The following is a 9,459-nucleotide window of genomic DNA, read 5'->3' on the forward strand; positions in this document are numbered from 1 at the left end:
TTCCTGTTCTGACCGGGGCATGGTAGCGGGGGTATTATCGGGAAACGGCCTCGAGCATCTTTACTGCAGCCATCATCTCACGTTCGCGCATTGCACGGCGGGCAGCAGCTTCAGCATCTTCGCCCCAATGCTCGATCGTCCAGTCTTCATCGACATGCGCCAGTTTCCACGCTTCGGTTCCGGAAATTTCACCTCTTGCTATCGCGAGCGCCAGGATCGCCGAACCGGTCAACGTCGTAATCGTATGCAGCGCAGCGATAGCGAAGGGATCGTTGAACTGCCCAAGATGAACGCTGAATGCGCTGAGCGCCTCGCGTGGCTGTTCGACATGCATCACACCTTCGGCAAGCACAAAACGTGCATCGAGATCAGACGCTGCCCAATCGATGATCGGGTCCCAAAGCTCGGTCTGGCGATTGACTAGCCGTTCCGGCGAACCGGCCCTGTAGCAAAGCATGTCCGACGAAGCGAAGCGGAGTACATCCTCCAGCACCGCCTGCGGATCATTGACGATTCCGTCGATCGCCGTATTGGCGAGACGCGTCGCAGGCATGCGCGCCGGATCGATTTCCTTTTCCTGCGCAGAAAATTCGTCGGCAATCAATTGCGCGGCGGCTCGCGTCGGTAGTGAAAGATCTTGCCGTGCCGGCGTTTTGACCCCACGGCCATCGAGTTCGATCGCAAACGTGCCATCGCGTTCAGCTACGGCCGCAACTTTATAGAACCGCTTTGGCAACGGCAATTTCGACTGGATCTGCGCGCGCCGAACCGGGTCTGGATCCGAAAGTCCATCCTTTGTGTCCATATTGAAAAGATCGTTACCCATGGTCAAAGTCCGTTATGTTGATCCGGGGACAAGTCTTAGTTGTCTTCATCTGCATCGTGCTCGTCGAGACCCAGCAGATTCCACGTCTGCACCATATGCGGTGGCAACGGCGCGGTCACATCGATCACGCCACCCGAGGGGTTGGGGATGCGGATGCGGCGTGCGTGCAGGTGCAGCCGGTTCTGGATACCGCCAGGGAACGACCAGTTCGTATCCGCCTCGAAATATTTCGGATCGCCGATGATCGGGCAGCCGATATGGGCCGCGTGGACGCGCAGCTGATGCGTCCGGCCCGTATAGGGCTCCATCTCCAACCAGGTCAGGACCTGACCAGCCGATTCTATCACGCGATAGTAGGAGACGGCATGATCGGAGTCCGGTTCGCCATGCTGGGCGATGCGCATGCGGTCGCCATCGGGGGTCGTTTCCTTGACCAGCCAGGTGGTGATCTTGTCTTCGCACTTGCGCGGTATGCCCTTGACAAGGGCCCAATAGGTTTTCTTCGTCTCGCGCTCGCGAAATGCTGCGGTCAGCGCCTGCGCAGCCCCGCGCGTGCGGGCAACGACGAGGACTCCGGACGTGTCGCGGTCCAGCCGGTGAACCAGTCGCGGCTTTTCGCCCTTTTTGTTGCGCCAGGCTTCCAGCATGTCATCGACATGGCGATTGACGCCGGAGCCGCCCTGCACTGCCAGCCCCGCCGGCTTGTTGAACACGAAAACCTTTGGATCCTCATAGAGCAGCATCTGCGACAGGACATCGCCATCCTCGCGGCCGCGAATGCTCTTGCCCGTCAAATGCCCCTCGGCCTTCGAATCCACCGGCAGCGGAGGAATGCGAACCGTTTGTCCAACCTGGAGCCTCGTGTCGGATTTGGCGCGGGATCCATCGATCCTGATCTGACCCGACCGCAGCAACTTCTGCAGGTGCCCGAAACCCAAACCTGGATAATGTACCTTGAACCAACGGTCGAGGCGCATCTCCGCCTCACCCGTATCGACTGTCTTTTGTTCTACCGCTGCCATCAAACTCTGCCTTTCGATCAGAGACGTTTTGAGAATTCAGCCTGATGAGGCAGATGCTGTGGTTTTCGAGAACCGGAGCGCAGTGGACTTTCTGTCCATGAGCACCGGAAGCGCAGAAAATCGCATCAGGTGCCCATCAGGGTGGAGATATCAAAAGGTCTCTCAGGCATGCGCATAGCACTAACCAGTCAGCCGTGCGAGCCATAATCCAAAAAACAGCGCTGCAATGCTCAAGATCACGCTCGCCAGGACGTAAATCAGCGCAGTGCTGAGTTCGCCCCGCTCCCAGAGCACGGCAACGTCGAGCGAAAATGAGGAAAAGTAAATCCACCCATGATCCCGACTGCAACAAACAGCCTCAGATCCATCGACCGCCGCGCCATAATGCCAATGAAAAGACCCATCAACCGCCGACAACATTCACGGTGAGCGTGCCATAAGGGTAGTTCACGCCGAATGCCCGGGTCATCAATACCCCGACAAGATACCTCGCAACAGACCCTATCGCTCCCCGGGATGCCACAAGTAATACTGCGTTCATTTTACATTCAGCTCGGCCAGTTTATTTTGTGAACTCAAATGGTTGAATCATCACGGGACGTTACGCGGCGTAGAAAAATGTTCCTTGTAGGAACACGAATCTACGAAGACTTTAAAGCATTGAATATTGCGGTGCACAAGAGTCTGATGCAGAGTCAAACTGCGGCGTGAGTAGCGTGCCAAGCAAGTGGAGTGGCGAAGTGTCATTGTTAAACATCTATTGGAAATCGCTCCAGTATCTGGGCGCTGAGAAGCGCGCGACCGTGTTTATCTGTGTTGTCAATGTCGCCTTGGCTTTGACAATGTTGATCGAGCCTCTTCTGGTAGGCCGTGTCATTCAGGCGATCTCGGTAAACTCCACAGTGTGGCTACCCCTTACTCAATTGGCCGCCGTTGGTCTGTTCCATATCGGTGCGAATGTCCTTGTTTCCAGGGAGGCAGACCGCCTCGCGCACCGGCGCAAGCTGGCCGTTCTCACCGAATCTTACAACCGTGTGATCAGCATGCCACTTGCCTGGCATCATCGGCGTGGCACGTCCAACGCGATGCATACGCTTTTGCGCGCGATCGAAACCCTGTTCGGCCTGTGGCTGGAATTCATGCGCACGCATCTTGCAACCACGGTGGCTCTTGTCGGACTCATTCCGTTGGCTTTGGCGCAAGACTGGCGTCTGGCATCGGTATTGGCTGTTCTCGGCGTGATTTATGTCATCGTGAGCCGCGTTGTCACGGCAAAGACCAAGGATGGTCAGGCCCAGGTAGAACGTCACCACATCAAGGCATTCAGTCACGTCACCGACTCTATGGGCAATATTTCGGTTCTGCAGAGTTACAATCGCATCGAGGAAGAAACGCGTGCCTTGCAGACTTACGCAAAGCAGCTCCTCGACTCGCAATATCCTGTTCTCAATTGGTGGGCTCTGGCCAGCGGTATCAACCGCATGGCGGCGACGATCTCGATGATTGTCGTACTGGCGCTCGGTTCCTATTTCGTCACGCATGGTGAAATGAACGTTGGCCAGGTTGTCTCGTTCACGGGCTTTGCCGCCCTGCTTATCGGTCGCCTCGATCAGATCAGTGCGTTTGTGAACCAGATTTTCGCTGCCCGTGCCAAGCTCGAAGATTTCTTCGAAATGGAAGCGTCAGCTGCCTATGAGGTCGAGCCAAAAACCATTCATGACATCGACAATGTCGGCGGTGACGTCGAGTTTGAGAATGTTTCGTTCGAATTCGCCAACTCGAAGCAGGGGCTTAAGCAGGTTTCGTTCAAGGCCAAGGCCGGCCAGACCGTTGCAATCGTTGGCCCGACAGGTGCCGGCAAAACGACGCTGATCAACCTCTTGCAGCGTGTCTATGATCCGAAGGAAGGCCGTATCCTGGTTGATGGTATCGACACACGGACGATCAGCCGCCGTTCGCTGCGCAATGCGATTGCGACCGTGTTCCAGGATGCAGGCATGTTCAACCGCTCGATCGAGGATAACATCCGCGTCGGTCGTCCGAAGGCCAGTGAAGAGGATGTGCTAGCAGCTGCAGAAGCGGCTGATGCCAGCGACTTCATCCTCGCGAAGTCGGCCGGTTACGGCACGGTTGTCGGCGAGCGCGGTTCGCAGCTTTCTGGCGGTGAGCGCCAGCGCGTTGCGATCGCCCGCGCGATCTTGAAGGATGCGCCGATCCTCGTGCTCGACGAGGCGACCAGCGCGCTCGACGTCGAGACCGAGGCGCGCGTCAAGGTAGCGGTGGACAAACTGTGCCAGAACCGCACGACCTTTATCATTGCCCACCGACTTTCCACGGTTCGCGATGCCGATATCGTGCTCTTCATGGACCAGGGTGAAGTCGTCGAATCCGGCAGCTTCGATGAGCTCGCCCGTCAGAATGGCCGCTTCACCTCACTGCTCAAGGCCGGTGGCTTGAAGCTTGACGACGATACAGCCAACGTCACGCCGTTCCCGCGCAAGCCGGAAGCCGCTTAACCGGCAAACAACCCGAAAACGAAAGGCCGCTTTTCAGCGGCCTTTTTTATTACTTTATTACTCGCCGCGTTCCTGGCGAAGCTTGTTCCAATAGTCGATCCGCTTGCGGATTTCGCGCTCGAAACCGCGCTCCGGCGGATCGTAAAATGTCCGTCGGCCAAGCGCTTCCGGAAAATAGTTCTGGCCCGAAAAGGCGTCGGGCTGGTCGTGATCATAGGCATACCCCGTGCCGTAGCCCTCGCCCTTCATCAGCTTTGTCGGCGCGTTCAGAATGTGCTTCGGCGGGACGAGCGAACCGTATTCCTTTGCTGCGCTCATTGCTGCCTTATACGCCGTATAGACAGCGTTCGACTTTGGGGCGGTCGCAAGATAGACGCAGGCTTGCGCCAACGCCAACTCGCCCTCGGGCGAGCCGAGATAATCATAGGCATCCTTCGCCGCATTGCAGATCACAAGCGCCTGCGGATCGGCAAGGCCAATGTCCTCGCTGGCCATGCGAACCATGCGCCGCCCAATATAGAGCGGATCTTCTCCTGCATCGAACATTCGGCAAAGATAGTAGAGCGCCGCGTCCGGGTCGGAGCCCCGCACCGATTTGTGCAGCGCCGAGATCAGATTATAGTGTCCGTCCTGGCTCTTGTCGTAGACCGGCGCGCGCCGTTGCACGATCTGCTGCACGCGTTCTGCATCAAACACTTCACCATCCCGCGCAGCCCTCCAGACCTCCTCGGCCAGCGTCAGGATCGCCCGTCCATCACCGTCTGCCATGCGCACAAGGCTCGCTCGTGCCTCCTCGCTGAGCGGCAAGGCCTTGCCTTCATGGCTTTCGGCCCGAGCGAGCAGGGACGCGAGACTCGTCTCATCGAGTGGATGAAAAACCAGCACACGCGCACGCGACAGAAGAGCGGCATTCAACTCGAACGAAGGATTTTCGGTTGTCGCACCGACGAGCACGATCGTCCCATCCTCCATCACCGGCAGAAACGAATCCTGCTGCGCCCGGTTGAAGCGATGGATTTCGTCGACGAACAACAGGGTCTGGCGGCCGGACATCTTGCGCGCCCGCGCCATATCGAAGACCTTCTTCAGGTCGGCAACGCCGGAGAAGATCGCGGAGATTTGTTCGAACGCCAGATTTGTCTCGTTGGCGAGCAGCCGCGCGACGGTCGTTTTGCCCGTTCCAGGCGGCCCCCAGAAAATCATCGAACCGAGCGAGCCGGAGTCGATCATGCGCGTCAATGCGCCCTCTGGCCCGGTCAGATGATCCTGCCCGGTCACTTCCTTCAGTGATTTTGGCCGCAACCGGTCCGCAAGCGGCCTGCTCCTGTCCGAAGCCGGATCGTCCGTGGCCGAAAACAGATCCGCCATAGTCTCTATTTGCCTCGCTTACCGAATAATTTGCCGGATTATGGCACCGCCGCGCTCGAATTCGAAGCGCCAAAGCGTTGGATTGCTCGACATAGCCTTGCTCAAATCGGCGACGCTCTCGATTTCCGCACCGTTCACGCCGCGCACGATGTCGCCCGGCTGCAAGCCGATACGCGCCGCAGGCGTGTTCGGGAATACCTTGTCCACGGCAACACCCACAGTATCCGATGGCAGGTGCAGCCGCGCGGCACTGTTCGGCGTCAGCTTGAGAACATGCGCACCGGACAGCGGATTCTTTCCACCAATTGTCATCTGGTTGTCAGGCGAATCCGCTCTCGGTTTCTCGAGCACCACCACAACGGACTTTTCCTTCGATCGGCTGAGTACATCCAGCTTCACCGTCTTGCCAATACCAGCTGTCGTCAGGCGATAACCCAGTCCGTCCGGGTTCTCGATCCGCACATCATCGACGGAAAGCACCACGTCGCCTACCAGCAAACCGCCCTTCTCCGCCGGACTGCCCTTGGTGATGTTCGTCACCAGTGCGCCATAAGGCTGCTTCATGCCCAAACCCTCGGCCACATCCGGCGTCACGTTCTGGAAACCGGCACCGATATAGGGTCGCTCGAATGTGTCCGCACCACCCTTTGCCGTTTCAACAACGGCGCGTACCATATTGGAAGGAATAGCAAAACCGATTCCGATCGACCCGCCAGAACGGGAAAAGATCGCGGTATTGATACCAATCAGCTTGCCACTCATGTCGATCAGGGCACCACCGGAATTGCCGGGATTGATCGCCGCATCTGTCTGTATGAAGAAGTCGAAATCGGATATGCCGACGCGCGTCCGCGCCTGGGCTGAAACGATGCCACTCGTCACGGTCTGCCCCACACCGAAGGGATTACCGATGGCGAGTACGAGGTCGCCGACCTCAACCTTGTCGGAATCCGCCAATGGCAGAGCGGGCAACGGCTCGCCCGCATCGATTTTTAGAATGGCGAGGTCGGTGGATTCGTCCTTAAGCAGAACTTTCGAGTCGAATTCCCGCCCGTCGGACAGCGCGACTTTCACTGTATCTGCATCGCGGATGACGTGGTTGTTGGTCACGATTATCCCCGACGGATCGGCGATCACACCCGAACCGAGCGAAGATTGCACCCGCGGTGGTCCATTGAACTGACCACCGAAGAATTGCTCGAAGAAGGGATCGCCCGCAAAGGGGGATCGTGCCTGTACCGCATGCGCCGCATAGACGTTGACGACCGCACCGGCCGTCTGCTTCACCAGTGGCGCAAAGGATTGCTGCATCTCGCTGCGCGTCGCCGGCAGTTGCTTCGTTGTATCGGTTGCTGTCTGTGCATGAAGCGGCGCCACCGTCCCGCAGAACATGGCGGTGCAGATGAAAAGTGCCCGCGCCGATGCCGCGATCCTGGAACTCATATCAATCTCCCGGTACGTAATGAATCAGTCAAACTGTTTCGACCAATGTGGTGATTTCCAACAGAGATACCAGCGAAGAAACAAAGCAAATTTGAGACATATGGTTCCAGCTCTCCAATACTCGACTTCTAACTTCTTGCATTACAGGATTTGAGATAAGGGTATGACAAACCGGAAAGACGCCAAGGCGATCACCTGATGACAAAAGGCCAGTTCAAAATCTTTCCATGCGAGGTTACAGGCATCGAAGCGGTCGAGGCTGCAACGAGCCATTCCTTTTCACGACATACGCATGAGCAATATGGAATTGGCGTCATTCATCAAGGGGCACAGAAGTCCTATAGCGGCCGCGGCATGGTGGAAGCGGGTCCAGGAAACGTCATTACCGTCAACCCTGGCGAAGTGCATGACGGCATGCCGATCGGTGATGCCGGCCGTTCGTGGCGCATGCTTTACTTTGATCCGGCGATTGTCAGCAATGTTGCCAATGATTTGAACGAAGGCGCGCCGAGAGCCTACGAGTTTTCGCAACCTGTCATGGACGATCAAAAGGTGGCAGCACTGTTCAGCCGGCTCTTTTGCGCCGTGACAACGGGCCGCGATCCGTCATCAGTGCTCGAGCGCGAAGAGCTTCTGTTGCGATTGCTAGCCGGTGTCGTTCAACAGCAAAAAGACAATGTCTCCCGCTCGGCGCCCAAAGCGGTTCGCAAGGCACAGGCCCTCATCGACGATGAGCCAACTGCCCCGATCACACTTTCCGACCTCGCGCGGGAAAGTGGTCTGAGCCGGTTTCAGGTTCTGCGCGGCTTTGTCAAGGCAACCGGGTTCACCCCTCACGCCTATCTCATGCAGCGGCGGATCGATTTCGCTCGCCGCCTCATTGCGCGCGGAACTGGTCTCGCCGAGGCAGCGGTCGTCAGCGGCTTTGCCGACCAGAGCCATATGACACGCCTGTTCGTGCGCAAATATGGAATATCTCCCGGCGCCTATGCCGCCGCTTTCGCCTGATTAACTGCTCGGCCCGCAATCCTGTTCAAGACGGAAGGCTCCAGATCGGTTTAGTTGGAATTCGAAACCGACAAAGGAGAATTTTCCGTGGGCATCGAGTTCCTGATCACCTCATTCATCATCGTCGTCTCGCCCGGCACCGGCGTTGTCTACACTCTGGCAACCGGCCTGTCACGCGGCGCCCGCGCAAGCGTGGCTGCAGCGTTTGGCTGCACCATCGGCATAATTCCGCATATTGCCGCGGCAATCGGAGGGTTGGCGGCGATCCTGCATACGAGCGCCCTTGCCTTCCATGCGTTCAAATATGTCGGCGTCGCCTATCTGCTTTACATGGCCTGGAATGCGCTACGCGAGAAAGGCGCGCTGAATGTTGATGACGACAGCCAGGAAAAGTCGCTGATGCAGGTCACCATTACCGCGATCCTGATCAACATCCTCAACCCCAAACTGTCGATTTTCTTTCTGGCGTTCCTGCCGCAATTCGTCAGCGCCACCGAGCCTCAGCCGATCATCCGCATGCTTAGCTTAAGCGCCGTCTTCATGCTGATGACCTTTGTCGTGTTCGTCGGCTACGGCCTCTTCGCCGCTTCCGTCCGCGATCAGGTGATATCCCGCCCACGGATCCTGACATGGATGCGCCGGACATTTGCAGGCGCGTTCGTCGCACTGGGGCTGAAACTGGCACTGGCAGACCGGTGAGAGGCTTGTGTACCTACAAGCAGCTTGATCATTGCTCCGACGCTCTTGCCCGCTTCAGCGAACTTCCGATTTAATGTGCACACTGTCGCACCATGATTGATTGCAACTGCCAAATGCAACGCGTCACCTGCCCGCATGCCTAGAGGTGGCGATCGGCGATCTGGGCGGTTGAACGAAACACATGACCCGTTTTCGGCATAGTCTTGAATGAATCGCTGGCAAGACGGTGGAAAGCGGCGAGTGCGTTGTTCGATGCCCAACGTCCAACTGCCTCGTCCGCAACTTTAACGACAGCGCAGAAGAAAACTCGGTAATCGTCCAATCGCTGATCGCTAACTCGCTTGGGTCTTGCCCAGCCAACCACTCCACCATCCGCAGGGTTTCGGTTTGCGCAGTAAGCGCCGCGACCAGCACCGAAGTATCCAAATAGAGCATCAATAGCGATCTTCGTCCCGCATTCTGCCGACGAGGTCACCGGCACTCTCCTTTTGGCTTTGCAGGAATAGCCGCACGCACCTCTCCAATCAGCTGGACCGGGCTTTCGTCAAAGCAAATCACCGGCCTTTGTGGGTCGGCA

At 57.5% G+C, this 9,459-nt stretch carries 7 protein-coding genes and 2 pseudogenes; 3 read left to right on the forward strand and 6 right to left on the reverse strand.

The genetic code is table 11. From position 1 onward, the window contains the following. Positions 1 to 34: 34 nt before the first annotated feature. The 3 genes and pseudogenes from AAAC48_RS24925 to AAAC48_RS24935 all read right to left on the reverse strand — a co-directional run bounded on the left by AAAC48_RS24925 (position 35) and on the right by AAAC48_RS24935 (position 2,389). Positions 35 to 826, reverse strand: a complete 792-nt coding sequence (locus AAAC48_RS24925; RefSeq protein ID WP_340656775.1) for an ATP12 family protein — start codon at positions 824 to 826, stop codon at positions 35 to 37. A gap of 35 nt (positions 827 to 861) precedes the next feature. Continuing rightward, on the reverse strand, positions 862 to 1,848 hold the full coding sequence (locus tag AAAC48_RS24930) for an RluA family pseudouridine synthase (protein ID WP_340656776.1): 987 nt from the start codon (positions 1,846 to 1,848) through the stop codon (positions 862 to 864). Positions 1,849 to 2,028: 180 nt separating this feature from the next. Beyond that, a pseudogene (locus AAAC48_RS24935) lies at positions 2,029 to 2,389 on the reverse strand (CrcB family protein). A gap of 199 nt (positions 2,390 to 2,588) precedes the next feature. Here AAAC48_RS24935 and AAAC48_RS24940 point away from each other — a divergent pair. Then, entirely contained in the window at positions 2,589 to 4,364 is a 1,776-nt protein-coding gene (locus tag AAAC48_RS24940; RefSeq protein ID WP_340656777.1) for a glucan ABC transporter ATP-binding protein/ permease, read from the forward strand. A 57-nt stretch (positions 4,365 to 4,421) separates the two neighbouring features. Here AAAC48_RS24940 and AAAC48_RS24945 read toward each other — a convergent pair whose 3' ends face one another. Together AAAC48_RS24945 and AAAC48_RS24950 are read right to left on the reverse strand one after the other, a co-directional pair. Further along, on the reverse strand, positions 4,422 to 5,732 hold the full coding sequence (locus AAAC48_RS24945) for a replication-associated recombination protein A (protein ID WP_340656778.1): 1,311 nt from the start codon (positions 5,730 to 5,732) through the stop codon (positions 4,422 to 4,424). Positions 5,733 to 5,750: 18 nt separating this feature from the next. Continuing rightward, on the reverse strand, positions 5,751 to 7,124 hold the full coding sequence (locus tag AAAC48_RS24950) for a DegQ family serine endoprotease (protein WP_340656781.1): 1,374 nt from the start codon (positions 7,122 to 7,124) through the stop codon (positions 5,751 to 5,753). Positions 7,125 to 7,373: 249 nt separating this feature from the next. Between AAAC48_RS24950 and AAAC48_RS24955 the strand changes: the two genes are divergently transcribed. Together AAAC48_RS24955 and AAAC48_RS24960 are read left to right on the forward strand one after the other, a co-directional pair. Next, a complete protein-coding gene (locus AAAC48_RS24955; RefSeq protein ID WP_340656779.1) occupies positions 7,374 to 8,183 on the forward strand; it encodes an AraC family transcriptional regulator in 810 nt (269 codons plus the stop codon). 87 nt (positions 8,184 to 8,270) lie between these two features. After that, positions 8,271 to 8,882: a LysE family translocator gene (locus AAAC48_RS24960; RefSeq protein ID WP_340656780.1), complete on the forward strand. Its 612-nt coding sequence runs from the start codon at positions 8,271 to 8,273 to the stop codon at positions 8,880 to 8,882. 14 nt (positions 8,883 to 8,896) lie between these two features. On the opposite strand, the pseudogene AAAC48_RS24965 reads toward AAAC48_RS24960, so the two are convergent. After that, a pseudogene (locus tag AAAC48_RS24965) lies at positions 8,897 to 9,317 on the reverse strand (type II toxin-antitoxin system VapC family toxin); the annotation flags it as partial. Positions 9,318 to 9,459 lie beyond the last annotated feature (142 nt).

The organism is Phyllobacterium sp., assembly GCF_037994405.1.
Taxonomy (GTDB): Bacteria; Pseudomonadota; Alphaproteobacteria; order Rhizobiales; family Rhizobiaceae; genus Phyllobacterium.